Annotated in this window: 28 protein-coding genes and 2 pseudogenes; 14 read left to right on the top strand and 16 right to left on the bottom strand. The window is 51.7% G+C overall.

Features of this window, described 5'->3' with window-relative positions:
• Positions 1-66 precede the first annotated feature (66 nt).
• Positions 67-1296, top strand: a complete 1230-nt coding sequence (locus RHN82_RS14130) for an amino acid permease (protein WP_003862847.1) — start codon at positions 67-69, stop codon at positions 1294-1296.
• Positions 1297-1329: 33 nt separating this feature from the next.
• On the opposite strand, the gene RHN82_RS14125 is transcribed toward RHN82_RS14130, so the two are convergent.
• Positions 1330-1602: a GNAT family N-acetyltransferase gene (locus RHN82_RS14125; protein WP_006811846.1), complete on the bottom strand. Its 273-nt coding sequence runs from the start codon at positions 1600-1602 to the stop codon at positions 1330-1332.
• Between the two features lie 10 nt (positions 1603-1612).
• Positions 1613-1843, bottom strand: a complete 231-nt coding sequence (yjdI, locus tag RHN82_RS14120) for a 4Fe-4S mono-cluster protein YjdI (RefSeq protein WP_047051828.1) — start codon at positions 1841-1843, stop codon at positions 1613-1615.
• Positions 1844-2296: 453 nt separating this feature from the next.
• Here yjdI and RHN82_RS14115 point away from each other — a divergent pair, with 453 nt between their 5' ends.
• From RHN82_RS14115 to RHN82_RS14085, 7 genes are all read left to right on the top strand, one after another.
• Positions 2297-2485, top strand: coding sequence for a general stress protein (locus tag RHN82_RS14115; protein ID WP_022651794.1), 189 nt, complete (start codon positions 2297-2299; stop codon positions 2483-2485).
• Positions 2486-2575: 90 nt separating this feature from the next.
• Positions 2576-3073 (top strand): ferritin-like domain-containing protein, encoded by a 498-nt coding sequence (locus tag RHN82_RS14110; RefSeq protein WP_045141955.1) that lies wholly within the window; start codon positions 2576-2578, stop codon positions 3071-3073.
• A gap of 62 nt (positions 3074-3135) precedes the next feature.
• Positions 3136-3642: a ferritin-like domain-containing protein gene (locus RHN82_RS14105; protein WP_003862853.1), complete on the top strand. Its 507-nt coding sequence runs from the start codon at positions 3136-3138 to the stop codon at positions 3640-3642.
• A 17-nt stretch (positions 3643-3659) separates the two neighbouring features.
• Positions 3660-4532 (top strand): manganese catalase family protein, encoded by an 873-nt coding sequence (locus RHN82_RS14100; RefSeq protein ID WP_047051829.1) that lies wholly within the window; start codon positions 3660-3662, stop codon positions 4530-4532.
• Between the two features lie 70 nt (positions 4533-4602).
• Positions 4603-6006, top strand: a complete 1404-nt coding sequence (locus RHN82_RS14095; protein ID WP_039269861.1) for a cytochrome ubiquinol oxidase subunit I — start codon at positions 4603-4605, stop codon at positions 6004-6006.
• A complete protein-coding gene (gene cydB / locus RHN82_RS14090) occupies positions 6006-7016 on the top strand; it encodes a cytochrome d ubiquinol oxidase subunit II (RefSeq protein ID WP_047051830.1) in 1011 nt (336 codons plus the stop codon). The genes RHN82_RS14095 and cydB overlap by 1 nt, the downstream gene beginning before the upstream one ends.
• An 8-nt stretch (positions 7017-7024) precedes the next feature.
• Positions 7025-8650 (top strand): alpha-amylase family protein, encoded by a 1626-nt coding sequence (locus tag RHN82_RS14085; RefSeq protein WP_047051831.1) that lies wholly within the window; start codon positions 7025-7027, stop codon positions 8648-8650.
• Here RHN82_RS14085 and RHN82_RS14080 read toward each other — a convergent pair.
• The 4 genes and pseudogenes from RHN82_RS14080 to RHN82_RS14065 form a co-directional block, all read right to left on the bottom strand.
• A pseudogene (locus tag RHN82_RS14080) lies at positions 8651-9636 on the bottom strand (SDR family oxidoreductase).
• A gap of 16 nt (positions 9637-9652) precedes the next feature.
• Positions 9653-10171, bottom strand: coding sequence for a 2-oxo-tetronate isomerase (locus tag RHN82_RS14075; protein ID WP_003862863.1), 519 nt, complete (start codon positions 10169-10171; stop codon positions 9653-9655).
• 11 nt (positions 10172-10182) lie between these two features.
• Positions 10183-10629 (bottom strand): DUF421 domain-containing protein, encoded by a 447-nt coding sequence (locus RHN82_RS14070; RefSeq protein ID WP_047051832.1) that lies wholly within the window; start codon positions 10627-10629, stop codon positions 10183-10185.
• Positions 10630-10638: 9 nt separating this feature from the next.
• Positions 10639-11142, bottom strand: a complete 504-nt coding sequence (locus tag RHN82_RS14065) for a hypothetical protein (RefSeq protein WP_047051833.1) — start codon at positions 11140-11142, stop codon at positions 10639-10641.
• 139 nt (positions 11143-11281) lie between these two features.
• Here RHN82_RS14065 and RHN82_RS14060 point away from each other — a divergent pair, with 139 nt between their 5' ends.
• Entirely contained in the window at positions 11282-11671 is a 390-nt protein-coding gene (locus RHN82_RS14060; protein ID WP_047051834.1) for a YdeI family stress tolerance OB fold protein, read from the top strand.
• A 61-nt stretch (positions 11672-11732) separates the two neighbouring features.
• Positions 11733-12617, top strand: coding sequence for an SDR family oxidoreductase (locus RHN82_RS14055; RefSeq protein ID WP_310398342.1), 885 nt, complete (start codon positions 11733-11735; stop codon positions 12615-12617).
• A gap of 104 nt (positions 12618-12721) precedes the next feature.
• Here the strand turns inward: RHN82_RS14055 and RHN82_RS14050 are convergent, their stop codons facing one another.
• Complete coding sequence (locus tag RHN82_RS14050) at positions 12722-14704, bottom strand: alkyl/aryl-sulfatase (protein WP_047051835.1); 1983 nt, start codon at positions 14702-14704, stop codon at positions 12722-12724.
• 171 nt (positions 14705-14875) lie between these two features.
• Here RHN82_RS14050 and RHN82_RS14045 point away from each other — a divergent pair, with 171 nt between their 5' ends.
• Positions 14876-15274, top strand: coding sequence for a hypothetical protein (locus tag RHN82_RS14045; RefSeq protein ID WP_047051836.1), 399 nt, complete (start codon positions 14876-14878; stop codon positions 15272-15274).
• Positions 15275-15333: 59 nt separating this feature from the next.
• Here the strand turns inward: RHN82_RS14045 and RHN82_RS14040 are convergent, their stop codons facing one another.
• The 5 genes from RHN82_RS14040 to RHN82_RS14020 all read right to left on the bottom strand — a co-directional run bounded on the left by RHN82_RS14040 (position 15334) and on the right by RHN82_RS14020 (position 19208).
• Positions 15334-15945 carry an outer membrane beta-barrel protein gene (locus RHN82_RS14040; protein ID WP_045349700.1) on the bottom strand — a complete coding sequence of 204 codons (612 nt, stop codon included), beginning with the start codon at positions 15943-15945 and terminating at the stop codon, positions 15334-15336.
• Positions 15946-16045: 100 nt separating this feature from the next.
• Complete coding sequence (locus RHN82_RS14035) at positions 16046-16675, bottom strand: winged helix-turn-helix transcriptional regulator (protein ID WP_015571785.1); 630 nt, start codon at positions 16673-16675, stop codon at positions 16046-16048.
• Between the two features lie 63 nt (positions 16676-16738).
• Positions 16739-17914 (bottom strand): OmpP1/FadL family transporter, encoded by a 1176-nt coding sequence (locus tag RHN82_RS14030; protein ID WP_047051837.1) that lies wholly within the window; start codon positions 17912-17914, stop codon positions 16739-16741.
• A gap of 222 nt (positions 17915-18136) precedes the next feature.
• Positions 18137-18805: an isochorismatase family protein gene (locus RHN82_RS14025; RefSeq protein ID WP_023295377.1), complete on the bottom strand. Its 669-nt coding sequence runs from the start codon at positions 18803-18805 to the stop codon at positions 18137-18139.
• Between the two features lie 259 nt (positions 18806-19064).
• The gene (locus RHN82_RS14020; RefSeq protein ID WP_047051838.1) at positions 19065-19208 is read right to left on the bottom strand and encodes a hypothetical protein; all 144 of its coding nucleotides are present in this window, start codon (positions 19206-19208) and stop codon (positions 19065-19067) included.
• A gap of 412 nt (positions 19209-19620) precedes the next feature.
• On the opposite strand from RHN82_RS14020, the gene RHN82_RS14015 reads away from it, so the two are divergent.
• Positions 19621-20430, top strand: coding sequence for a DUF4225 domain-containing protein (locus RHN82_RS14015; protein WP_047051839.1), 810 nt, complete (start codon positions 19621-19623; stop codon positions 20428-20430).
• On the opposite strand, the gene RHN82_RS14010 is transcribed toward RHN82_RS14015, so the two are convergent.
• Positions 20427-20741 carry a hypothetical protein gene (locus tag RHN82_RS14010; RefSeq protein WP_047051840.1) on the bottom strand — a complete coding sequence of 105 codons (315 nt, stop codon included), beginning with the start codon at positions 20739-20741 and terminating at the stop codon, positions 20427-20429. The two genes, RHN82_RS14015 and RHN82_RS14010, sit on opposite strands and share 4 nt — an antisense overlap.
• 197 nt (positions 20742-20938) lie before the next feature.
• On the opposite strand from RHN82_RS14010, the gene RHN82_RS14005 reads away from it, so the two are divergent.
• Positions 20939-22059 (top strand): IS3-like element ISSen4 family transposase gene (locus RHN82_RS14005; RefSeq protein ID WP_085950818.1). Its coding sequence is split into 2 segments (ribosomal slippage): positions 20939-21197 and positions 21197-22059, totalling 1122 coding nucleotides; the frame shifts between segments, so codons are not numbered across the junction.
• Positions 22060-22598: 539 nt separating this feature from the next.
• Here the strand turns inward: RHN82_RS14005 and RHN82_RS14000 are convergent.
• Complete coding sequence (locus RHN82_RS14000; RefSeq protein WP_059347613.1) at positions 22599-23471, bottom strand: DUF6998 domain-containing protein; 873 nt, start codon at positions 23469-23471, stop codon at positions 22599-22601.
• A gap of 175 nt (positions 23472-23646) precedes the next feature.
• Complete coding sequence (locus tag RHN82_RS13995; protein WP_128753954.1) at positions 23647-24105, bottom strand: helix-turn-helix domain-containing protein; 459 nt, start codon at positions 24103-24105, stop codon at positions 23647-23649.
• Positions 24106-24226: 121 nt separating this feature from the next.
• Between RHN82_RS13995 and RHN82_RS13990 the strand changes: the two are divergent.
• A pseudogene (locus tag RHN82_RS13990) lies at positions 24227-24715 on the top strand (hypothetical protein); the annotation flags it as partial.
• Positions 24716-24980: 265 nt separating this feature from the next.
• On the opposite strand, the gene RHN82_RS13985 reads toward RHN82_RS13990, so the two are convergent.
• Positions 24981-25541, bottom strand: coding sequence for a recombinase family protein (locus tag RHN82_RS13985; RefSeq protein WP_059347617.1), 561 nt, complete (start codon positions 25539-25541; stop codon positions 24981-24983).
• Positions 25542-25778 lie beyond the last annotated feature (237 nt).

Genomic DNA, 25778 nt, shown 5'->3' with positions numbered 1-25778 from the left:
CCTCAACGCATAATTATGGTAAATTGCACTCCTTTTTGTTCGTTTTATAGTTGATACGTTGCTCTAATGTCGAAAATTTGGTCAAAAGAAGAGACTCTCTGGAGTTTCGCCCTCTACGGCACTGCCGTGGGCGCAGGAACCCTGTTCTTGCCCATTCAGCTCGGCTCTGCTGGCGCGATTGTCCTGCTGATCACCGCCCTTGTGGCGTATCCCTTAACCTACTGGCCGCATAAAGCGCTGGCGCAATTTATTCTGTCGTCGAAGACGAAAGGCAACGAAGGGATCACCGGTGCCGTTTCCCATTACTACGGCAAAAAGATCGGCAACCTGATCACCACGCTCTATTTTGTGGCCTTCTTTGTGGTAGTTCTGATTTACGCGGTGGCGATAACCAACTCACTCACTGAACAGCTGGCGAAACGGATGACGGTAGATACCGGCATGCGGATGCTGGTGAGCTTTGGCGTGGTGCTGATTTTGAATCTGATCTTCCTGATGGGGCGGCACATCACCATTAAGGTGATGGGTTTCCTTGTCTTTCCGCTGATCGCCTATTTCCTGTTTGTCTCGCTGTATCTGACGGGCAGCTGGCAGCCGTCGCTGCTGACCAGCCAGATGGCCTTCGACCAGCATACGCTGCACCAGGTGTGGATTTCGATCCCGGTGATGGTTTTCGCTTTTAGCCATACCCCGATCATCTCGACCTTCGCCGTAGACCGTCGCGAAAAATACGGTGAAGAGGCGATGGGTAAATGCAAAAAAATCATGAAAGTGGCGTACCTGATCATCTGCCTCAGCGTGCTGTTCTTTGTGTTCAGCTGCCTGCTTTCGATTCCACCGTCGTATATCGTGGCGGCAAAAGAGGAAGGGGTGACGATCCTGTCCGCGCTGTCGATGATGCCTTCGTCCCCGGCATGGCTGGGCATTTCCGGCATTATCGTGGCGATTATTGCGATGTCGAAATCGTTCCTCGGCACCTATTTTGGCGTGATTGAAGGGGCAACGGAAATTGTGAAATCGTCGCTGAATCAGGTGGGTGTGAAGAAAAGTCGCGCTTTTAACCGCGCGGTTTCGATTCTCGGCGTGTCGCTGATTACCTTTGCGGTCTGCTGCATCAACCCGAATGCCATCTCGATGATTTACGCCATCAGCGGTCCGCTTATCGCCATGATCCTGTTCATCATGCCGACGCTGTCGACGTACCTGATCCCGTCATTAAAACCGTACCGCTCCATCGGTAACCTGCTGACGCTGATTGTGGGTGTGCTGTGTGTGTCGGTGATGTTTGTCGGTTGAGTATGCTGCCCGGCGCAATGCCGGGCATCTGTTTTACGCCCGAATATCGTCATACTCCCGCGTATTATCAAACTCATGCTTCGCAAACGGACACAGCGGGATAATTTTACGGTTCTCACCGCGCATCTTCTCTACCACCTTCGCCACCAGCTGTTTACCCACACCCTGCCCTTTCAGGCTTGGATCCACATCGGTGTGCTCGATGATGCTCAGATGCTCGCCGGTCGGGACAAAGACAATCTCCGCTACCTGATTGCCTTCGGCGTCGTTGACGTAAAACTTGTTATGGCCTTCAAGAATATCCATGGTTCCTCGCTTATTTTTGGCGGTACTTCAGCGCACCGCTCGGGCAGGTATCAATTACGCGCACAACCGTTTCTGCATCTACTTCATCCGGCGCGATCCACGGTTTACGCTTCAGGTCGAACAGCTTCGCGCTGCCGCGCACGCAGTTGCCCGAGTGTTTGCAGATCCCGGTGTTGAAGTAAACATCGATTTTCTCACCGGTATAGGCCCGGTACCCCGCATCCAGTAGCTCCTGATCCATGACATTGCCTCTGTAATTATTGTGGTGACAAAAGAAGCATACCCTCACCCGATCCGCCTGACCACGTCAAAAACGAGGTTTGGCCACACTCTTTTCAGCGCATTATTTCGTCACGCACATAGGATTATTCCGAACACAAGAACTCCCGTTGCGAAGATATATTTTTGCGCTGTGTCAATTCTTGTAATAATTCCCGCCACGTTCACATTAGGATTATTAGCTAAGCGCAATCCTAACCTCCGGATTTATTTTCATGTAACTGATGGATTTCCCGTCCGTTTTTAAACTTCGTAACGAAGCGGTATTTCTTCACTCCCTGCAAAATTACCGCAAAACAACCCAGACAAGAAATTTGACTCTTCTCACATAACGACTAATGTTAATTCCTGAACGACAAATGATACGAATTACTTATCGTATCTCCTGACATAAACGCAACATGAGGGTTGATATATGGCAGAGCAACATCGTGGTGGTTCCGGTAATTTCGCTGAAGACCGTGAAAAAGCATCAGAAGCTGGACGTAAAGGCGGCCAGCACAGCGGCGGTAATTTCAAAAACGATCCGCAACGCGCATCTGAAGCGGGTAAGAAAGGGGGACAGAACAGTCACGGCGGGGGCCGTAAATCTGATAACTCCTGATCTTATTTAAAGCTCTTATAAATATACCGAGAGCATGCTGCGGGCCCGTCGGCTCGCAGTACCTTCCCTTTATTTCACTGGAGCGAAAATATGAATATGAAAACTGTTGAAGATGTATTTATTCACCTGTTATCCGACACCTACAGCGCTGAGAAGCAGCTGACCCGTGCGCTAGGCAAACTCGCCCGCGCCGCATCCAGCGAGAAGCTGAGTGCCGCGTTCACGGCTCACCTCGAAGAGACGCAGGGACAGATCGAACGTATCGATCAGATTATTGAGCAGGAATCCGGTCTCAAACTGAAGCGTATGAAATGCGTTGCGATGGAAGGCTTAATTGAAGAAGCCAACGAAGTTATTGAGAGCACTGAGAAAAATGAAGTGCGTGACGCTGCATTAATTGCCGCAGCTCAGAAAGTTGAACATTACGAAATTGCCAGCTACGGCACCCTGGCCACCCTGGCTGAACAATTAGGCTATAAAAAAGCCGTTAAACTTCTTGCCGAAACGCTGGAAGAAGAAAAAGAAACCGATCTCAAATTAACCGATCTGGCTGTCGGCAATATTAATCAAAAAGCCCAGAAAGGATAAATAATAATTTGATGAGCATCAGCACCAAAAATTAACCAGAAAATAAATCACAGGAGTTAATTATGAATCATGTAGAACACTACCATGATTGGCTACGCGATGCCCATGCGATGGAAAAGCAAGCCGAATCCATGCTGGAATCAATGGCCAGCCGTATTGATAATTATCCCGACTTACGTGCACGAATTGAACAACACGTTAATGAAACTAAACACCAAATTACCGTGCTGGAAGAAATTCTCGACCGCAATGATATTTCCCGTTCGGTCATAAAAGATTCCATGAGCAAAATGGCGGCGCTCGGCCAGTCCATTGGCGGCATGTTCCCTTCCGACGAAATTGTTAAAGGCTCCATTAGCGGCTACGTTTTTGAGCAGTTTGAAATTGCCTGCTACACCTCTCTGCTGGCTGCGGCCAAACAAGCGGGCGATACCGCGTCCATTCCTGCCATTGAGTCCATTCTGGAAGAAGAGCGCCAGATGGCAGACTGGCTGCTCCAGCATATTCCACAGACGACGGAACAGTTCCTGCTGCGCTCCGACGCGGACGGCGTTGAAGCTAAAAAATAACGAAAGAGGGAGAAAGTATGTTTCGACACGTAAAACAGCTGCAATACACGGTACGCGTAGCCGAACCGAATCCGGGCCTGGCCAATCTTCTGCTTGAGCAGTTTGGCGGGCCACAGGGCGAACTTGCCGCGGCATGTCGTTACTTTACGCAAGGATTGAGCGACGACGATCCCGGTCGTAAAGATATGCTGATGGATATCGCGACCGAGGAGTTAAGTCACCTGGAAATTATCGGCACCCTGGTGGGTATGCTGAATAAGGGTGCGAAAGGTGAACTGGCGGAAGGCGTTGAAAATGAAGCGGAACTGTACCGCTCCATGACCGAGAACGGCAACGACAGTCATATCACCTCCCTGCTCTACGGCGGCGGTACGCCACTGACCAACTCCGGGGGCGTACCGTGGACGGCGGCATATGTGGATACCATTGGCGAACCTACCGCGGATCTGCGCTCTAACATAGCGGCCGAGGCGCGCGCCAAAATTATCTACGAACGGCTTATTAACGTAACGGATGATCCGGGTGTTAAAGATGCGCTGGCGTTTTTAATGACGCGTGAGGCAGCACACCAGCTCTCGTTTGAGAAGGCACTCCAGTCGATCCGTAACAATTTCCCACCGGGTAAATTGCCGCCAATCGAAGAGTACACCAACAAGTACTACAATATGTCTGAGGGGGGAGAAGTTCGCGGCAGCTGGAACAGCGATAAGCACTTCGACTACGTGGAATCTCCTCAGCCAGCGGTCGATGGCGGTGACGGCGGCGCAAGCGTAACGCTCACTACAGAGCAGGAAACGCTGCTCAAAGCGATGTGCGCACGCACGAAATCCGACCCCAATGCCGATCCGCTTACCGGTGCCGAGCTTGGCGCAGGTAAGAAAAAACCGTAACCGGTTTTGCCAGGCAGCCTGAAGCTGCCTGGCAATGCCTTGTGCGCTATCAGTTCCAGAGGTACGGAGCATGTTCGAGCTTGATGCGTTTCATCTGGCCAGGATACAGTTCGCCTTTACCGTCTCTTTTCATATTCTCTTCCCGGCAATCACCATTGGGCTTGCGAGCTATCTGGTGGTTCTCGAAGGCATGTGGCTTCGCACCAAAAATGATGTCTGGCGCTCGCTATACCATTTCTGGCTGAAAATTTTCGCCGTTAACTTTGGTATGGGCGTGGTTTCCGGGCTGGTGATGGCTTACCAGTTTGGGACTAACTGGAGCGGCTTTTCTCAGTTCGCAGGCAGCATAACCGGCCCTCTGCTCACCTATGAAGTGTTAACCGCCTTCTTCCTGGAAGCTGGTTTCTTAGGCGTGATGCTGTTCGGCTGGAACAAGGTCGGCCCCGGCCTGCACTTCTTTGCCACCTGCATGGTGGCGCTGGGCACGCTGATGTCCACCTTCTGGATCCTCGCCTCCAACAGCTGGATGCACACCCCGCAGGGCTTCAGTATTCAGAATGGTCAGGTCATTCCCGAAGACTGGCTGGCCATTATCTTTAACCCCTCATTCCCTTACCGCCTGATCCATATGTCCATCGCCGCCTTCCTGTGCAGCGCCTTGTTTGTGGGCGCGTCCGGGGCATGGCATCTGCTGCGCGGTAACGATACGCCCGCTATTCGCACAATGTTCTCCATGGCTATGTGGATGGCGCTGCTGGTCGCGCCCATTCAGGCCGTGGTCGGGGATATGCACGGCCTGAATACGCTCGAGCACCAGCCTGCCAAAATCGCCGCGATTGAAGGCCACTGGGAAAACCCGCCCGGCGAGGCCACCCCGCTGCTGTTGTTTGGCGTACCGGATATGGACGAGGAACGCACCAAATACGGGCTTGAAATTCCCGCGCTCGGCAGCCTGATCCTGACGCACAGCCTGGATAAACAGGTCCCGGCGCTGAAGGATTTCCCGAAAGAGGACCGCCCGAACTCGCTCATCGTCTTCTGGTCTTTCCGCATTATGGTCGGCATGGGGCTGCTGATGATTACCCTTGGCGTACTGAGCGTCTGGCTGCGCTATCGCCGTCGTCTCTATCACTCGCGGCCATTCCACTGGTTTGCCCTCTGTATGGGGCCAGCCGGACTGCTCGCGCTGCTCGCCGGATGGGTCACCACCGAAGTGGGCCGCCAGCCGTGGGTCGTTTACGGCTATCTGCGCACGATAGATGCGGTGTCTCTGCACAGCACGTTGCAGATGAGCATCAGCCTGCTGGCCTTTATCGTGGTCTACTGTTCGGTATTTGGCGTGGGTTATGTGTATCTCGCCCGGTTGATTAAGAAAGGTCCGCAGCCTGTGGGCACGCTAACGTCTAATACATCGGGCACCCCTGCCCGTCCGCTGTCCGCCGCCGAGTCTGTTCCGGAAGAGGAGAAGATCTGATGGGCGTCGATATCCCGGTCATCTGGTTTGCCATTATTGTCTTCGCCACGCTGATGTACATCATCATGGACGGTTTCGATCTCGGTATCGGCATGCTGTTCAGCTTTGTGGGCGATGCCAAAGAGCGCGACGTGATGGTGAACAGCGTCGCCCCGGTCTGGGACGGAAATGAAACCTGGCTGGTCCTCGGCGGCGCAGGGTTGTTCGGCGCGTTTCCGCTGGCCTACGCGGTAATCATCGATGCCCTGACCATCCCGCTGACGGCCATGCTGATCGGGCTTATTTTCCGCGGCGTGGCGTTTGAGTTTCGCTTTAAGGCGACCCCTTCCCACCGCAAATTCTGGGACTACTCCTTTGCCGGCGGTTCCCTGCTGGCAACCTTCAGCCAGGGGATCGTGGTCGGCGCGATGATTAACGGCTTTGACGTGGAAGGGCGTCGCTTTGTGGGCTCCTCGCTGGACTGGTTCACCCCGTTTAATCTGTTCTGCGGGCTGGGCTTAATTGTCGCCTATACCCTGCTGGCTACCACGTGGCTGATCATGAAAAGCGAAGGCGCGCTGCAAAACCGGATGCGCGAGCTGACCCGCCACGTTCTGCTGGCGCTGATTGCCGTTATTGCGGTGGTAAGTATCTGGGCCCCGCTCGGCTGGCAGTTTGTCGCCGAGCGCTGGTTTACTCTGCCCAACTTCTTCTGGTTCCTGCCGGTTCCGGTTCTGGTGGCGGTATTCAGCCTGTGGATCTGGCGGCTGACGCGCAATCCCGACAGCCATGCCCGTCCGTTCCTGTTAACGCTGGGCCTGATCTTCCTCGGCTTTAGCGGCCTGGGCATCAGCCTGTGGCCACACATTATTCCGCCGCACATCACCCTGTGGGAAGCCGCCGCGCCGCCTGCCAGCCAGCTGTTTATGCTGATCGGCACGCTGTTAATCATCCCGGTGATCCTGGTTTATACCGCCTGGAGCTACTACGTCTTCCGGGGCAAAGTGTCTGATACCGAAGGTTATCATTAAGGATTGCTATGGCAGGCTGGCATACACGCGCCATTATTTACCAGATTGATACCGCCCTGTTTTACGATCTTAACGGCGATGGCTGTGGCGACATCGCCGGAATCGCCGCGAAGCTGCGTTACATCCGCCGGATGGGCGCGACGGTCATCTGGATCACCCCGTTTTACCTCACGCCTTTTCTCGATGAAGGCTATGATGTGAGCGACCATTTGCAGGTCAATCCCCGCTTCGGCAAGCTCAACGATATCATCGCCTTTATTGAACAGGCGCGGGAGCTGGGGATGCAGGTCATTATTGAGCTGCTTATCCAGCATACCTCGGATGCGCATCCCTGGTTTCAACAGGCCCGCCGCAACCCCCAGTCACCCTACCGTGACTATTATCTGTGGTCCGACACGGACGACGACGATACGCCGCCGATGTTCCCCGGCGTGGAGAAGAGCATCTGGACATGGGACGACGAGGCGGGGCAATACTACCGGCATATGTTTTATCACCACGAGCCGGATCTCAATCTGGCCTCCCCTGCGGTGCTGAAGGAGGTTGAAAACATCATCATCTTCTGGCTAAAGCTCGGGGTGTCGGGCTTTCGCCTGGATGCGGCATCGCACCTGACAAAACAGGCCGGACGTGGGGATGAAAAACGCGGCCTGTGGATCCTGGAGCATCTGCGCCGTCTTATCGAGCAGCGTAACCCGGACGCGATCCTGCTCGGCGAAGTCGACGTGGAGGTCGAGGCCTACAAAGATTATTTTGGTCAGAACGACCGGCTCAACCTGGTGCTGAATTTCTGGCTCAATAAGTACTTTTACGTCAGCCTGGCAGAGAAGAGCGCACGACCGCTGCGCAACGCGGTGAAGAAGATGATTGTGCCGCCGGACTCCTGCTGCTTCGCCAACTGGCTGCGCAATCACGATGAGCTGGATCTGGAAGGGATAGGTAAAAAAGCGAAGCAGACCGTCATTGATGCCTTTGCCCCTGACGAAGAGATGAGTGTGTATCAGCGAGGTATCCGCCGCCGTCTGGCGCCGATGCTTAATGGCGATCGAAAGCGGCTGGCCTTTTGCCATGCGGTCTTGTTTTCGCTGCCGGGCGTACCGGTCATGCGCTACGGGGATGAGATTGGCATGGGGGATGATTTGGATCTGGAGGAGCGTTACGCCGTACGCACCCCGATGCAGTGGGCCGGATCGCAAGGCGGCGGTTTCTCAGACGCCGACCCGGAAACCTTTATCGCCCCGATGATTGACCATGGCCCGTACCGCTATCAAAAAATCAACGTGGCGGATTCGCTCTTGCACCGCAACTCACTCCTGCACTGCATTATCGATATCGCCAATACGCGCTCGGAGTTCCCTGAGATCGGCGTCGCGCCGTTTCGTCTTATTAATATCGACAGCGATGCGGTGCTGGGGATCTATTACGAAACCGACACGCGCAGCATTCTGACCTTCGTTAACTTCAGCGATAAGCCCGTTAATTTTACCGCCAGAGGGATCCGGCATGCGACCTGGACCGCCTGCCTGGCGGACAAACGCTACAACGACGCGCTGGTGTGCGGCAAAACCGTCGCGCTTAACCTCAGCGGCTATGGCTACCGCTGGTTCTGGACCGATCGTACCGCACTGCGCTGATTATCGTCTCCGCGAGAGCAGCAGACGGGCCACAATCGCGCCCGTGACGGCAAGGGAGCCTAGCAGCACTTTCCCCGGCATGCCGGAGGTGACGCTGGTGGCGCGCTCTTTTGCTTCGTCGGTGAAGTGTCCGTGGATTTTATGCAGGTCGTTGACCGGCTGATCCAGATAGTCCTGACGGTCATCCGCATTTAACGTATCGGTCATCTGCCCTTCCCAGGCCTTTTTAACCATCAGCCGGTCCAGAAAGCCGGGGAAAAGAAATTGCCCGACAATCGACTGGACGGTGCTGCTGCCCACCCACAGTTCCCGCACCGGTTTCTGCGCCACCTTAAAAATAGCGCTGGCTGCCACTTCCGGCTGAAAAACGGGGGAACCGGGCGCATCGCCCAGGCAAATTTATTCCTCGCCCACTCGAACTGCGGCGTATTGAGGCCCGGCATCTGTACCATTGCGATCTGCACCCGGCTGTTTTCATGCATCAGTTCGGTGCGCACGGCATCGGTAAATCCGCGGATTGCGGCTTTCGCCCCGCAGTAGGCTGACTGCAAGGGAATGGAGCGGTAGGCCAGCGCGGAGCCAACCTGAATAATCGTTCCGCGATCGCGTGGGGTCATTAACTCCAGCGCGGCGCGGGTACCGTTAACATAGCCCAGATAGGTCACCTCGGTGACGCGGCGAAACTCCTCAGGCGACATGGTGCGAAACGGCGCCAGCATCCCGCCCATGGCGTTATTCACCCACACATCGATGGCCCCAAGCCGGTATTCAATCTCGTTAGCAGCATCGGTCACCGCCTTGCTGTCCGCCACGTCGGCCTGAACGGCGCAGGCGTTGATCCCGAAACGGCGCAACTCCTCTTCTGTGGAGCGCAGGCTCTGCTCGTCGCGGGCAATGATGCCCACATCGTAGCCCGCTTTGGCAAAGTGCAGCGCCGTGGCTTTCCCCACGCCCGCCGTACCCCCGGTAATAACGATCACAGCCATAGCCTTTCCCCTTGTTTCAGACGTTATCCCAGCCGGAGAGTATTTCGATCAGTTCAGACAGGGAATAACGCACCGCTTTATCCACCACATCCTGACATTCACCGGAAAACAGCACGGTGCGGGTTTCCGTCTGCCCGCGAATATTCCAGCCGAAGCAGACCGTACCGGCTGCGGTGCCATCGTCTCCGCCTTCCGGTCCCGCATAGCCGCTGATGGCAAGGCCAATATCCGCCTCGGCAATTTCGCGAATTTTAGCGGCCATCTCGGTCACCGTTTGTTCACTGACGGCGGTGAAGCGCTCAATGGTTTCGTGCCGCACGCCGAGGATCCGCTCCTTCGCCGCATCGCTGAACACCACCATGCCAACGTCATAAAATTCCGCCGTGTTCTCTTCGGCACAAAGCGCAACCGCGAGGTTGCCCCCGGTACAGGATTCTGCGGTGGTTAACCGCAAACCTCTGTCCGTAAGCTGAGTGGCGAGCTTTTTCGTCAGCTCGCTGATGGTGCTGTTGCTGTCGTGAATAAGATTGCTCATCGCATTGCCCCTCAATTTTCGTCAGGAATAATAGAAATATGACCATTACGCTCAAGAATAGCGTATTTAATCTCCTTCAATTCTGTAATACCGTGATTCTGGCGGGCTGATACCAATATATCATCACAGGATACATCCACCTTTTTCAGTTTATCGGCGAGGGGAACACCGTTCTCCACCAATATCACCGGCGTGCCATCAAGAATATTCTCAACGGTGGAAAAATATTTCTTCAGCAGGCCAAAAATAATATCAACCACCACCAGCGTTGTTATTGTAATCATCGCGCCGGTGACGGAAAAATCTTCGCCAAGCAGCGCCTGTTGTGTCGCTTCACTGATAATTAAGAGTAAAATAAGGTCAAAACTGGTCATTTGTAGCAGGGCGCGTCGCCCGGCAACTTTAAACACCATGACCAGAAACAGGTAAATTGCCAGGGCACGAAAAACCATGTCCATATTTGACTCCTAGGGGTAAATAAACTGCCAGAAACGGATATCTGGCTCGTTGTTTACGCGGATGCTGTTTGTCCACTTCCCTGCTTTTGACGGCGTGATGAATAATACAACGGTAAATTTATCGGTCTGTTGTAAACGATCGTAGACGAGAAACAGGGTATTTCCCCGGCTGTACATGCTGTCCGACTGTGGCCAGACGCTGCCTGGCTCATACGCGTCGCTGCTTTCGCTGGTCAGGCTGAGGGTATATTTCCCCTCAGACGTCACCGGAAACGTCACCGCCATCCGCGACTCGGTCTGGCGGCGACCGAAGCGCTCATAGTTCAGGGTCAGGGATTTTGCATCGTTTGTTTTCTCCACGTCGCTGACCACGCCGCTTGAAAACAGCCCGGCAATTGCCGCCACGATAATAGCTAACAGCACAATAAAACCCACCTGACGAAATGCGTACTCAAACGTCAGTAAACGGTTACTCTCTTTTATCCCAGGCACTTTTTCATTTTTTGGTTCCATGGCTGTTGTCACCGTTTCGCTTAATTGCCGAAATTTTTGATTTTGCTGTGCAAATGCTTTTAAGACTTATCACATTTGCCACATAAAGGAATAGCAACAATACTTAATAAGTCAAGACATCCAAAATGAAGGATATCAGATGAAATTATCAGTGATTTCAGCCTTGTTAATATTAATTATCCCTTCTGCATGGGCAGATAATAACGGCGGGTTACAAAAGGGTGACGCGCCGCCACCGCCGCATGCGCTGGACAGCGGTTATCGTGGTACCGATGATGCGCGCATTATGACCATTACTCAGGCGAAAGAGATGCATGATGGCGCCTCAATTTCACTGCGCGGCAATCTTATTGACGGCAATGGCGATAAATACGTATTCCAGGATAAAACAGGGAAAATCGACGTTATTATCCCGAAAGCCGTATTTGACGACAGAACCGTGGAACCTGACAACATGATCAGTATTAGCGGCTCGCTCGATAAAAAATCATCCCCACCCGTAGTGCGGGTCAGCCACTTGCAAAAATAATTCAGCGAAGCGTTAACGCTGTAACTATCCATCAAATCTCACCCCTAACAAGGAGTTAGCTATGAGTGATAATGAACAACGTACGAACGCTTACCCAACGCCACCTTTACCGGAGCAGCCCCAGACGCCACCGGGCCTGGCCTCTGAGATGGAACCCGTACCCGACCACGGCGAGAAGAGCTACAAAGGGCATGGTCGTCTTGCCGGTAAGAAGGCGCTAATTACCGGGGGCGATTCCGGCATCGGACGCGCGGTAGCCATTGCCTATGCCCGCGAAGGGGCAGACGTCGCCATTAACTATTTGCCGGAAGAGGAAGAAGACGCAGCGGAAGTCATCGCCCTGATTAAAGCGGAAGGACGGAACGCCGTCGCGCTTCCGGGCGATGTGCGGGACGAAACTTTTTGTCAGAACCTGGTGGAGCAGGCCGTCTCAAAACTGGGCGGGCTGGATATCCTGGTGAATAACGCAGGCCGCCAGCAGTATCGTGAGTCGCTGGAAGAACTGACCACGGAAGATTTTGACGCGACCTTTAAGACCAACGTCTATGCGCCTTTCTGGATCACAAAGGCGGCGTTGCGCCACATGAAAGCCCCCGCTTCCATCATTAACACCTCATCTGTACAGGCGGTGAAACCGAGCGCCGTACTGCTTGACTATGCGCAAACCAAAGCCTGTCTCGCGGTGTTTACCAAAGCGCTGGCGAAACAGCTGGGGCCGAAAGGGATACGCGTGAATGCGGTAGCGCCGGGACCTTACTGGACCGTGCTTCAGCCCAGCGGTGGGCAGCCACAGGAAAAAGTGAAACACTTTGGCGAGAGTACCCCTCTGGGACGCCCGGGACAGCCCGTGGAGATCGCACCGCTGTATGTCACCCTGGCCTCGGATGAGTGTTCATACACCTCCGGGCAGGTGTGGTGTTCAGACGGCGGGGATGGCGTCATCTAGCGCTCAAGGCGCGCAGAGTGTAGGCCGGGTAAGGCGAAGCCGCCACACCTGGCAAACTGTTGCAGGCGAATGCTAAAGGGCTGCGAAAGCAGCCTTTATTACGTTTAAGGGGTGACGACAGGAAACCAGAAGCTGAAGCTCTCCATGCAGCGCAGCATTTCGTTTACCTTCGCGGCATTGCCGACGATCGTCACCTCTCCTGCCTGTTGCGCCTTTTTCAACGTGGTCTCTTTGAGGATGATTTTATTCAGCGTTTCGCGGCTGAGCGTAATGGTTGCATCCGGATCTTCTGCCTGAGCGTTGGCGCTATGGTTCAGCACGCCATTCTCCAGCTCCAGCTTGTACCTGCCGCCCTCGCGGCCCAGATCAACGTTAAAAATCCCTCGGGCATTCGCGGCTCTGACGCCGTTAAGGTGAACGCCGAAGTAGTCAAAAATCATCTCAGTCGTCATGGCACGGACCGCATCCGGGCTGGCGGTATTGGGCGTCGGCATCCTCTTCACGCCGTTACGCAACTCCTGCGCACCGGTGAGGTAGGCGTTACGCCAGGGTCCTGACTCAGCCAGGTATCCCAGCTGCTCAAACGCGTCCGCTTCCAGTTCGCGCGCCGCCTTATTATTGGGATCGGCAAAAACGACTTTATTCATCACCTGCGCCACCCAGCGGTAATTTCCCCGGGCATAATCAACCCGGGCTTTTTCAAGGATCGCGCGGGCTCCGCCCATGTAATCGACATATTTTTTCGCCGCCTCGACCGGAGGCAGTTCATTGAGCGTCGCCGGATTGCCGTCGAACCAGCCAAGATAGTAGACATAGGTGGCTTTGACAATGTTGCTTACCGAGCCGTAATAGCCACGGCCTGCCCAGGATTTCGCCAGCCCGTAAGGCAGGGCGAAATTAGCGGCTATCTCATCCCTCGTCAGCCCTTTATTCGCCAGCCTCAGCGTCTGGTCGTTGATATAGCGGTAGATATCACGCTGGCTTTTCATCAGCTTCACCACTTTCTTATTACCCCATGTGGGCCAGTGGTGCTGCGCGATAATAATTTCCGCTTTATCCCCCCAACGATCGAGGGCGTTATTGATGTATTTTGACCATGCCAGCGGATCGTGTATTTTCGCCCCGCGCAGCGAGTAATTATTGTGCAGGGTGTGAGTGACGTTCTCTGCTGCTTCAATCAGCTTTTTCTCTTCCACATACCAGAGCATTTCAGACGGCGCTTCCGACCCCGGCGCCAGCATAAAATCATAGGTGAGACCGTCGATGATCTCTTTCTGCCCGTCTTTGGTAATGGCGTGAATGGGCGCGATAAGCGTGACCGTCCCGGCTGAGGTGGTCGTCCCCAGACCCGCCCCTACCTGACCTTTTACATTGGCCTTTAACAGGTTTCCGTAGATATAACTGGCACGGCGGCTCATGGCATTTCCGGCCATGATATTTTCCGATACCGCCTCTTCCATAAAACCTGCTGGAGCATAGACTTTCACTTTGCCGGTCATCACTCCCGCTTCATCGACTACGCCACGCACGCCGCCATAATGATCGACATGACTATGGGTATAAATAACGGCAACAACCGGGCGTTTGCCACGATGTTTAACGTAAAGATCCATGCCCGCTTTGGCCGTTTCCGCAGACACCAGCGGATCGATAACCGTGATCCCCTCTTTGCCCTCTATAATCGTCATATTCGACAGATCGAGGTTGCGGATCTGGTAGACGCCTTCCGTGACCTCAAACAGACCGCCAATATTATTCAGCTGCGCCTGACGCCACAGGCTCGGGTTGACGGTATCCGGCGCTTTTTGCCCTTCTTTGATAAAAGCGTATTTCCGGGGGTTCCAGATAACGGCGCCTTTTTCGCCTTTAATCACCGCGGGTGGCAGCGGGGCAATAAAGCCTTTGTGCGCATTTCGGAAATCGGTCTTATCAAAGAAGGGCAGTTGACCATAAAGTGCATCATTCATCTCTTTCGTATGGGCAGTGGCTCCCTTCCCTTCCTTTTGTGCCAGGACAGGCAATGAGGTCAACGAGACTAATAGCAGACCAGCAACGGCCATCGCACTAACGAGCGTTTTAAATTTCATACTTCCTCGAGGCGTTATATTCACGCTGGCGGTACATGGGGGGAAAGGAGGCTATCACCAGGCTTATCTTTAACCTATGAAAATAACGTTTATAAATAAATAAGTTTATTCTTTCGTCGCTGCGTCCTTAAGGGATAATGCTGAGTCCAGTTATTTCCCCGGAGTAATTCGATGAAGAGCCTGCCGTTCTTTTTCACTGTATTAACCCTCAGCACATTAACAGCCTGTAGTTCTCCCCAACCAGACAATGTTGAAAAAATTAATCATCTGCAAATTCCACTGGTGTTGCCGGGGGAAAAACCGCCGCAGGCACAGATATCGCATATCGTGTCTCTTTATCAGGAAAATAAACAGCAGATCGAGACCTTAACGCGTAGCGTAAAATCACAGTATCTACAGGACACCACCGCAAAAGAAATTTTTGTTGCGGACAGTGACGTTCAACGCGTCTATGCCTCGCTGACCAAACTGGAACAGTTAGATATGGTCAATCAGCTATACCTGAAAGATAATAATGTCACGGGCCTGCAAAATATTCATATCATTCTTGAACCGTTATCCACCAGCTGAAAACAAAAAACCCGGCAATATAAGCAGCCGGGTTTTTATTAATGGGCATATCACGGGCATCAGTCGTACTGACCAAAGCGATAGCTAAGCCCTGCGGTGACGGAACTCAGGTCGCTGCTTACGCCAATCTGGTTAACATTGCCCACGTTGCTTACCCACTGATACTCCAGGCGACCCGCCCAGTTTTTATTGAAAGCGTATTCAGTACCCACGGCTGCAAGCGGGCGCACACCGGTTTCAAAACGATTGTGACCACTTACATCGGATTCAGCGCGATAGCCCATTGCGCCGGCACGGCCGTAAATATCCCAGTCATTGGTCAGGGCATAACTGGCCTTCAGAGACATTTGCAGGCCCTGCGTCTTCATTTGCGCCCCGGCGCCATGCTGACCTTTAATCTGCATGTTGCCTAAATAATCATAACCGCCTTCTACCGCAAGCCATGGGGTAATCTGATAACCCGTATAAACACCCCCACCGACATTATCATGGTCAAAATCGAAGTGGTCGGAATGCGTGTTCTCAAACGCTTTTGAACCCATATTGGTATCAAAATAGTGAGACCAGCCGAATTTCGCCCCGCTATACCAGGTGCCCGCATCAGCAGCGGCGAACGCGGAAGTGGCGGTAAATGCATTAGCCATAATCAATGCGATAACTGTCTTTTTCATAAAAATACCGTTTACTTGATAAAGTTAAATCTGAGAAAGCAAACGATATAGAAAATTAACGGCAGCGTTAATTCCATTTCTGTTTAATTTTAAACTTTCGCTAGAATGACTCGGGTAAATGTCTGACCTCAAGCAGATATCCACCGCGCTTAAAGGCGATATATTCGCCCTGCTTAAGGGCGGATAATACATTGAGTATACTGCTGCGAGAGAGCAGCGTACGATCCTGAATATATTCCAGAATCGTGGTACGCAGACGCGTCTCTTCCGGGAGCAAAATCATTTCCTGAAGGTGGTTACGAATAACGGAATAGGTACGCTGCTGGAGTACCTGGGCATCACGGAATATTAAATAGGCCGTATGGTATGAGAGCAGCGCGGCGACATCCTCCCAGACGCCCTCGGCGCGAAACAACTCAGCCGCCTTGTCCGCATCGAGACGTAAAATAGTCGACTCCCTTTCGGCACGGAGAAGATGCCCCTGCGTAGGCTGGATCATCTCTGCAATACCAAACAAATGCGGCTCGTAAACGGTCACTACCACCAGTCCATCCGAAGCCCGCAGCAGGGACAACTCCCCTTCCAGAAAGAGGTACATCTGCTGTTTCCCCTTCCGTAACCAGGTGAGTCGCTTACGCGGAACAACGTGCACTTTCTCCGCTATCGGCTCAAGGATGGCGGTCAGTCGTTCGATGGATTTTTCGGGTCGAACAGGCGGTAAAATATGCATGGTACAACCTTCTGACATTCAATATCTGCCATTATAGACCATATATTTTAAGCGGTTAGCCGATCAAAACTGATAGCTGTAGTTGACGCTGGCAAACCAAAGATAAGGATGATCGTAACTTCCGGCAAACGCCGTCGGGGATTTCACATGCGACGACTGCATATGAAGATACGACACGGCAATACCAATATTGCTGGCCGGGGTGATCTGATACTGGGCTCCCGTGCCAAATCGCCACTCATCGCCGGTGGGTAAGGTTAAGGCCACATCACTCTGGCTCTCATACGGCGAGCTATCGAACGCCACACCGGCATTCAGTCGCCACTGAGGTGTTGGACGATACTGCACGCCCACCGCGCCGTGCCACGTATCCTTCAGGCGGCTGACGTTGTTCAGTTGCCGATCCCCAACGACGATTTGCGGCGCACCGAACTGGCTCCAGTCCTGCCAGCCGAGATCGCCCATAACCGACCACCGCGGGTTAATATCATGCACAAGACTGAGCATGATTTGCTGCGGGGCGCTGATTTGTGCCGACACCGGCAGGTCGTAGGCGCCATTCTGCATGCGAGCTTTGCCGTTAACAGAGTAGCGATAGTTCGTCTCGCTGTTCCATGTAATACCGGCTCGCGTCTGGTCGGTCAGTTGCATGAGTAACCCAAGCCGATAGCTCATGGCCCAGTCCTCATCATGCTGCCGATAGTCATTATCATTAACGTTGCGGGTCAGCGAGAAATAACCGTAATTAACGTTGGCGGACGCCCCTATTGAGAGGCGGACGTTGAGCTTGTATGCCAGTGACGGACTGAGCGTCATTGCGACCAGGGTGCTCTTTTTAATCAGCCTGTCGCCCGCCCAGCTACCGTAATCGATCCCCAGCCCGTAATTACCGTAAAGCCCGATCCCGGCATAAAGATCATCGTTTATCTTCTGGCTATAAAAGGCGCTGGCATTCGGGATGGTTTTCACCACGTCGCCGGGGCTTTGATGGGCATCGTTATCCAGCTGGTAGTCGATGGAGCCATCCATAACCTGTAACCCACCGGTGACCATATGATCCGGCAGGTGCGTCATGCCAGCAGGGTTAGTCATGATTGTCGAGGCGTCCTGCGCACGAGCCGCCTGCCCTGCTCCGGCAAGCGCGGTATCTTCGGTGCCGGCTTCATAAAAATAGAGGGCGCTGGCATGGGCACTGGAGGCGGCAAATAAGCCCGCGCACAGGAGGAGTCGTGTTTTCATCTGCGATCCGGGAAATAAAAAATTTGCCGACAGATATAACAGGGGCGCCTGATGACGTAAAAAGAAAGAGGGTTTAATTTTAAATTATGCGCGGTTCAGCCCCTCTTGATATCTCTGACAATTCTGCGACGTCCGGAATACGACGCCGCTACGTCCTGCACCTGTAATACACTCAGGTACAGGACGGTAAAATCCAGGAACTTTGTTCAGGTTTATCCGGCCTTACTTATAATGCTCCAGATTGGTTTCCGGGCCCGTTCTGGCAATTTCCTGAGCTTTGCCGAAACTTTCAATCAGGCACTTATATTCCGGACAGACATGCTCTGCCAGGATCTCAGCAAAGCGTGAGCCTTCCGCGCGGTTCCAGGTTCTCATTAATTCAGCGACAATGGCAAACGTATCGGTAGGGATCGCCCCCGCCTGAGCCACGCGCGCGATGGTGGTATCGGTCGCGATTTTGGACCAGTTCCCCGAGGCATCCACAACACAGTAAACCTTATACCCTTCCTGGACAGCGCTAACCGCAGGGAACGCCATGCAGACGCTGGTGAGCGTGCCGGCAATAATCAGGGTCTTTCTGCCCGTCTTTTCCACTTCCTTCACAAACGCCGGATTATCCCAGGTATTAATCTGCCCGGTGCGTGGAACATACACGGCATGGGGTGCATATTTGTGAATTTCCGGGATGAGCGGGCCATTGGGACCGTCAGGAACAGAGGCCGTGGTGATCACCGGGATATTTAAAAGCGTGGCAACTTTGGCTATCGCTGTCACGTAATTACGAAGGTCTGGTACAGGCACATCACGTACCGTGTTGAATAAGCCACTCTGATGGTCGATGAGTAAAATTACAGCGTCATCAGTATCAATCATACCGTTTGTAGCAGCCATATTTCTTTCCTCATGATTTCTTTTACATTGCCGTCAACTCTCCCGGCTCCGCGATTTTACATGCACATCGTCAGGCTATAATGCATTGATAAATCATAATGAATAGTAGTCCGATCCGGTCTGAATACCGCATCATTTCAGGACAATTTCTGGCACAGTACGCTGAGCCATCGACGCTGACGGAAAGTCCTCGTGAGGAGAGGAGATCTTTACAATGCCGTTATGCGGCCATTCGTATTCGTTCAGCTGAAGGCAAGCGTTACTCCTCACAGGGATCCCCCTTATCCTCCCGCATGGATTCAATAAACTCCCGTTGCTCCTCTGTGAGTTCAAGCTCATCCAGCAAGCGATCTAACTCTTCTTCAGGTGATTCCTTTTGGTTTTTTCTCTTCCCGGTAGCCATACTCACCCTTGATTTATTAGGATTAATCTCAGGGTATCCAGGGTACAGGAAATGTGCAACTTAGCGTGTTATGCCATGGGTGATTCGTAGTTTAGGAGAAGAAGGCTTTTTACTACGAAAAGAGAGCGTTGTGCCTGTTGCAATAAAGCGAGGCAAATTGCAACGTAAGCAAAGCGGTGTGACGCAGTGGCAACACCAGGATATTTCATACAAACCCCAGAAAAATAGTTAGCGTCATAATTAGTTGCCTGACCGTGCTCCAACAGAGCCGGGGATATTTTAAGCAGGAGGATGTAAACCGGGAGGATAAAGAGACGGGACACCCACGGGGGCGGGTTGTGAAAATACTTCCTGTTGCCTTCGACCTTATTGCACGTAAAATGACCAGACACATTTTGGGAAGGAGTCTTTAATGGATATTGCGTTGCTCAACAGGGGCTGGAACAGAACATGGTCAGATACCATGGTGAATCTTGAAGCCCGGAAACTCGTCGAAACAGCAAATCGGCTGTCAGCATTCTATTTGCAAGATGGTCTTACACGAATCAAGTTTGTCGAAGAAATAAAACAGGTTGTAGATAAAGAATTTGAAACTGCACGACGGGCCAAAACCGATGAAGAATGCATTGCATGCATCAAAAATCTGCGTGCCGAAACAGATAATCTACACGAACAAGAACGCCTGTTAAGAACCAGAGCCGCACAGCTTTACGCGAAGGTCGAATTTGTTAAGGAAAATAATAAAATCGTCGGTTATGTTATATCCGCTGTAAATGTGGTGCTATCAGGCGTGGTTCTCTTTGGTGGCTTTATGATGTTATCCACTATGGGGCCGATTGGTATGCTGGCTGGGGCAGTCCTGATTGCCGATGGAATGAACGGATTAACGAAAGAAGTGCTCAACTTTGATCAGCCAGAAGGAAATAAACCCTCGCAAGGTATCATTGCTGACTCCGCGATGCATACGGCCCAGTTCATGGGATTTAATCCTAACACGGGCTTGGCTCTCTATAATGGTGTTACTCTTGGTGCCAGTGTGTACAGCATTGTAGGACTCGCTCGAAAAACTGGAGCCTGGAGATTATTTCGCTGGCTTCCACACGATTACTATCGCAAAGTCAGCACAATGAGCACTCCTAAGCTAACAATGAAGATTGTCGGTTATGGTGTTAAAGCAAAAGTGATTTTCGATCTATTGACAACCGAAAATGGAACCAGTTAATCCTTGATAGTTTTTCGGTAACGCCAGGATTTATAGGAAATTATCGGCGGCTGCGCGAAGGACATAATGGCAACCCCAAAGATCATCGCCAGCCCCCATGCAACTGCTCTATCAGGTGAGCTGAAGACGATAAGTAGCAGTAGGATTAAGGCACACACAGCCACCACTCCCGCCAAGGTAACAAATCGCCTGGCGAGGTCATTTATGGCCTCTCCAAGCGTTCCTCCATATTTTTCAATGTTACTTTTTATTTTCTGCAATTCGGGCTGCGTAAACCCTGAACGTAACAAAGCCTCATCAGTCACTTTCATATCGTCTCGTCCCTTATCTCCCAGAAGTGTTTTCCCAATCGCTGATTGTGCAAGCAATCATACTGATGAACTTTACAGCATTCCACATGATGTTTGTCCATTGAATCAGATTTCAGACAATAGCAGTGACCTGCTCCCCGTTGATTAGTACACCCCGATGTTAGTAATGTCTTCATAAGCCACATGAGGACATCCCCATGAAGAAGCGTTTTTCCGACGAACAGATCATCAGTATTCTCCGCGAAGCCGAAGCTGGGGTACCCGCCCGTGAACTCTGCCGCAAGCATGCCATTTCCGATGCCACGTTTTACACCTGGCGTAAGAAGTATGGCGGTATGGAGGTGCCTGAAGTTAAGCGCCTGAAGTCGCTTGAGGAAGAGAACACCAGACTCAAGAAGCTGCTTGCCGAAGCCATGCTGGATAAAGAGGCGCTTCAGGTGGCTCTTGGGCGAAAGTACTGACGACAGACCAGAAGCGGGAAGCCGTGATGTTGATGTGTGATGCGACCGGTCTGTCGCAACGTCGTGCCTGCAGGCTTACAGGTTTATCCCTGTCGACCTGCCGCTATGAGGCTCACCGTCCGGCTGCTGATGCGCATTTATCAGGGCGCATCACTGAGCTGGCACTGGAGCGCAGGCGTTTTGGCTACCGTCGTATTTGGCAGTTGCTGCGCCGTGAAGGGCTTCATGTTAATCATAAGCGCGTGTACCGGCTTTATCACCTCAGTGGCCTGGGCGTAAAACGCAGAAGACGTCGTAAAGGGCTGGCAACAGAACGTCTGCCGCTGCTCCGTCCGGCGGCGCCCAATCTGACCTGGTCGATGGATTTCGTCATGGACGCACTTTCCACCGGTCGCAGGATCAAGTGTCTTACCTGCGTCGATGATTTCACAAAGGAATGCCTGACGGTCACTGTTGCCTTTGGGATTTCAGGCGTTCAGGTCACGCGTATTCTGGACAGCATTGCACTGTTTCGAGGCTATCCGGCGACGATAAGAACTGACCAGGGGCCGGAGTTCACTTGCCGTGCACTGGATCAATGGGCCTTTGAGCATGGTGTTGAGTTGCGCTTAATCCAGCCGGGCAAGCCAACGCAGAACGGATTTATTGAGAGCTTTAACGGACGATTTCGCGATGAATGTTTGAATGAGCACTGGTTCAGCGATATCGTTCATGCCAGGAAAATTATTAATGACTGGCGGCAGGATTATAACGAATGCCGCCCGCACTCCACGCTGAATTATCAGACACCGTCTGAATTTGCAGCGGGCTGGAGAAAGGGTCATTCTGAGAATGAAGATTCCGACGTTACTAACTGAGTGTTGTATCTAATCGTGGGGGCAGGTCACTCGTGTACCGTTAGGAGCGTGAGCGAAGCGCTGGCAGAGCCGGATCTGTAGCTACCGGAGCAATACCACTATTCACCTGTTTACGCAGCCACAAGGCCGCACATCGGGCTTAAATGCGTATGATCAATCTGGTGTAAGAGACAATGCCCGGACCAGGCTTTTCCTTCACGTTGTGCTATCGCGGTGTGAGGTTGGAACTGCCGCCGTCGAATAGTTATACTCTTACTTCCATAGTAACTATCCGTGACAACTAACAGTGTACCTCTTGTTGGTAGATCGTCGTTCAATGGTAGAACGATAATAGACAACTTATGTTAAGTAAGTTGTTGATAGCGAAACACATTAAGCCAGTAGCTGGCGGTGTTTTGCAACAAGGGGAGAGATCTGGAGCGGGCGAAGGGAAATCGCCCCCGCTCCAAAGTTCTCGTAATCCCATGGATTTATTATCAAAAACTTGATGCATTGTAGGAGGGTTTTGTTGGAGGAACTACAATGTTTTGCAAACCGCTTCACTCCAAAACGCTGATAAGTTTTAGCGCGTCACCTCTGACAGAATCTTGTATTCGCCCAGAGTCAGCGATCAACGTCAAAGCTTTAATACTTAAACCATCCCTGATCACTTTTCGCGCTTTACCGAGACGGCCCCGGCAACTTTTCTCTGTATACCCCTCACGTGAGTGCATTTGCTCAATGATATCAGCGCTTGATAAATTTGAATCGGCAAAATGATGGTAGTAGTTTACGAAGCACTCCATCCCGATAGTCTTAAGGAGTCTGGCCAGGGTAGCACTACTCGTTATCTTCTCTTGTTGATTCAAAACCTCTTCCATAGGTTCGGGTGGAAGGGTTTGCATAGGCGCTTCATTGGCTGAAGCTGAACTCCTGACAATCAAGTCTTCTTTGATGGAACTGACTCGGGGATCAGTAAGAATCGCGCCCTTGAGGTTAACGATATGTGCGTTAACGTGATCACTATGCCGAGCGTAATCTCGTATTACTTCATGTGGGATTTTGTAGGCATCAAGAACGTTGTAAGTTTCATCGAAAATAACGGCTATCAAATAATCAAAATCGGCAGCTTCATAGTTACGCAATGCACTCAGTTGTCGGGAAGGATTATCCGGCGTGACTCTCCTCGCTTTGATCTGAACCTTCTTGCCATCAGTGTCGATGGCGTCAGCACCAGCAGATGAATTGCTGAGAAGAGTCATACATAACGCCTTAGAAACTAGCCATTCGGCATAGTCACCTACAGGATTGTTCTTAGTGCGAATGATACCTCTCAAACGCAACTGCGTTAAAATTTCGGAATGAAGCGACAGTAATTCAAGATCACTCAGACAGGTTAGTAAACTATATGATATTAAACGATTATTGTTCAAAAACGCTCTCCATTGCAGAAGTGAAACGCCACTGTAACGCCTACGTAACGCACCTGGTTCTCGATGTTTAGTCGACTCTTACAGAAGAGTGAGACTGATTCAAAGAAGGCTCACCTTTTGCCAAAGAATACTGTTCATTAACACAGCACCCAGAATTTATAAACTTACACTTACGTCACTTTCTCAATTTGTCCCACCGCACTGCCGAAACAATACCCCAGTTGCCGCTAGGATTAGGCCTACGCCATTTTGCTGTCTCCATGCTACGGAGATACTCAAGAGCCTCGGGAAATGTGCCAAAACGCTTCTGAGCCGTTTTATCACCTACGCCAAACGAGCCATCACGGGTGCTCGCCAAACCGGGGTGAAAACAGGAACCATCGGCCGCGTATGGAACCAACAGTTCAGGGTCGTTATCTTCAGATGAATCAGATACCAACAGTTGCCACGGCTCAACACTCAGAGCATAAGCCAGCACCTCAATCGCATCCAAAGACGCATTAGAGCCACCGCGTTCAATGCGGCTCATATAGCTACGAGCAAATCCACACCGATCGGCAAAGGCTTCCTGACTCATTCCGGTCGCTATACGCAGCTCTTTTACTCGTTGTCCAAACAGTTTTCTCAGGGTCATTTTCATGACCTGAATTTGCGCAGATGTCCACTAAAGAGCCACGCTCCAATAGTGACATTTTAAATCAATGGTCTATGATGCGATAACTGACACCGCTGGGGTGGATTCTGAGGGATAAAACATGTCAAAAACACGGCTTAGTAAGCCCGGTTTTTCAGCCAAGTCTGTGCTGACCATTATATTAATCGCTGCGTCATCTGCATCTTATGCAGCAGAGAGCATTGATCAACTGGCAACCCGTATTGGGATGGATCACTTTCGGGAAGCGATAAAAAATGGCGATCGGAACGCCTTTAAAACACTGCCAGCAAAAGGCTACAAAGACGGACTAACCGGGTTATTGGTTAAAACAAATACATACGTGAACCCTGAATACAGCTTTGCTGAGTGCGACACGGATACTGTCTTTGTTTCAGTTAAAGAACATAAAACAATTCCAGGCTGTCGTGTTTCTTTAAAACTGGCGAGTAAAGACGCTGACGGTAGCTATCACGATAATGGCATTCGCATCGAATACGGTATTGCCACTGGCTCCAAAAAGTTTATCGCCAACAATTCAGCGTGGGCGCAGCATGCCATTACAGGTGATAAGGTGTTGGAAAGCTCGTTGAAGAGATATGCTAACGATACTGTCTGCACTGCATGGTCAACGATGGCAAAAAATATTGCCATCGGGCGAGACGAACACAACCCAGCTTCTGTCTACCAACAACAAATTGAAGATCTCAGAGGCAAACCCGGCATCACTGAGAGTAATATTGTTTTTGCCCATGCACTTGCTGGCATGGTTTACAAAGACATGGCTGCAAAAAAACCGCAAGAAATTGAAGCATTGGTTTATCAAACCTGCCAATCAGGTATGTGAACATTGAAGATTAATCAAAGGTAGCGGTAATAGTAGCTCTAGAAACACCGTATTCACGCGCTAACGCACTGATACTAGTTCCGCTATTCTTTTTCTCTATAATCGCCCTACGGGCTTCTGGTGCGATTTTAGAAGGTCTGCCCAATTTCTTGCCTTCGGCTTTTGCTCGTGATAACCCCGCCTGAGTGCGTTCAATCAGTAGATCACGCTCCATCTCAGCTACAGCCGCCAACATCGACAATAGCAGTTTCCCGGCAGCAGAGGTCAGATCAGTATTCCCAAGTTGATGGACTATCACCTTGATGCCGCGATCAGATAGCATTCGGACTGTCTGTAGCACATCAATAGCATCACGCCCCAAACGGTCGAGTTTTGCAACAACCAGTGTTTCATCGTCCCTGATCTTGCCCAGCAACTCTGAAAATGCTTTGCGCTGCATAGCAGGGGTTTTCCCGCTAACAACATCAGTAAACCAAAAGTCGAACGCCCACCCAGCTTGTTCAAGTTCCAGACGCTGGTTCTCAGTATCCTGCTGCGATGTCGAAACACGCCCGTAGCCAAAAATCGCCATTCTCAACACCTCTCAATACCTGTCAGAAAACGGTGTCAACAATAGGACGCCTGCCAACAATTGCCAAGGCTAATTTTTCAACATCCCGGAAGATACCTGCGAAGAGGTGCCAGAAAACGGTCGTTTGTTGGCATGGTGTTGAGCGCAATGCCTAACGGTGAAGACCTGACATTCGTGCTGTTGGGTGCCAAGTCGAATCAAAATCATGTTGAACCATAGATTCAAAATGTTACTATT

The organism is Enterobacter cloacae complex sp. EB5, from assembly GCF_031432835.1.
Lineage (GTDB): Bacteria > Pseudomonadota > Gammaproteobacteria > Enterobacterales > Enterobacteriaceae > Enterobacter > Enterobacter hormaechei_C.
This window is presented reverse-complemented; position numbering and strand designations above follow the sequence as displayed.